General features: G+C 60.0%; 2 protein-coding genes. Both read left to right on the forward strand.

Annotation, left to right across the window (positions count from 1 at the left end; genetic code table 11):
* Window positions 1–912 (forward strand): histidine kinase dimerization/phosphoacceptor domain -containing protein (locus MRBLMR1_RS26945; protein WP_500066961.1); only part of this gene is annotated, 912 nt, incomplete at its 5' end.
* On the forward strand, window positions 909–1,162 hold a 254-nt coding region (locus MRBLMR1_RS26950; RefSeq protein WP_500066962.1), incomplete at its 3' end, for a response regulator. The genes MRBLMR1_RS26945 and MRBLMR1_RS26950, both read left to right, overlap by 4 nt.

Here is a 1,162-nt window from a genome sequence, read left to right on the forward strand (position 1 = left end):
AACTGTCGCTTTCTGCAGGGGCCTGAGACGGACCGGGAGACCGTCGCCAAGATCCGCGACAGCATCGCGGCAGGGCGGGATGTGGCTGTCGACATTCTGAACTACCGCAAGGACGGCAGCACGTTCTGGAATGCCGTTTTCATCAGCCCCGTACGGGACGAAGCGGGCAAGATCATCTATTTCTTTGCCTCCCAGCTTGATTTTACCACCGTCAAGAGCCGGGAAGCGGACCTTGCTGCGGCCCGCCATGAGGCCGAGGCCGAGGTCGCAAAGCATACCGCCAACCTTCGTGCCGCGCTGGATGCCCGCACACTGCTCGTCCACGAGGTCGATCATCGGGTGAAGAACAACCTCTTGACGATGGCCTCGATCGTCAAAATGCAGGCGCGGATTACCAAAGACGATCGGCAGAGGAACACACTCATGTCGGTCCTCAACAGGATTGAGGCTCTGAGCACGGTGCAGCGCAAGCTGTTCACGCTCGACGACGTCTCGAAATTCGATATGTCGGAGTTCACCCGCGAGTTGGTAACCGATCTGGTCGATGCCACCGGCCGCAAGGACATTCGCCTGTCCCTGGATCTCTCCCCGCTGCTCGTGCCGGCCGTGAAGGCGACGCCGCTGTCCCTGATCGTCAACGAACTGGTCGGCGACGCCGTTCGCCGCGGGTTGAGCGATGGCGGCGGCGACATCCATGTTGTGGTGCGGCGCCTGAACGGTCACTTCCTGATCCGTGTCGAAGACACGTCGGAACCGGTCGAGCCGGATAGCGAGAGCGCCCAGCTCGGAAAAATGTTGCTTGAAGCGTCGGCCTTGCAGCTGGGCGCCGAAATCGAACGGAAACAGGACGGCCGAAAGACGGTCGTCGATGTGGTGCTGCTTGTCGGCGACCATCAGGAGAATACGCATTGAAAGTCATGATCGTCGAAGACGAAATGCTGCTTGCCATGGAACTTGAGAGCGAAGTGGAGATGGCAGGCCATCAAGTTACAGGTCTTGTCATGAACAGCGCCCAGGCGCGCGAACAGATCCGGGCTTCAAAGCCGGACTTCGCGTTCGTCGATATCCACTTGATGGACGGCCCGACCGGGATCGATGTCGGGCGCGAGCTGGCGGCTGCCGGGATACCCTATGTATTCGTCAGCGGAAACATCAAACGGAT

The sequence above is a fragment of the Neorhizobium sp. LMR1-1-1.1 genome, assembly GCF_040675795.1.
GTDB lineage: Bacteria > Pseudomonadota > Alphaproteobacteria > Rhizobiales > Rhizobiaceae > Neorhizobium > Neorhizobium cellulosilyticum.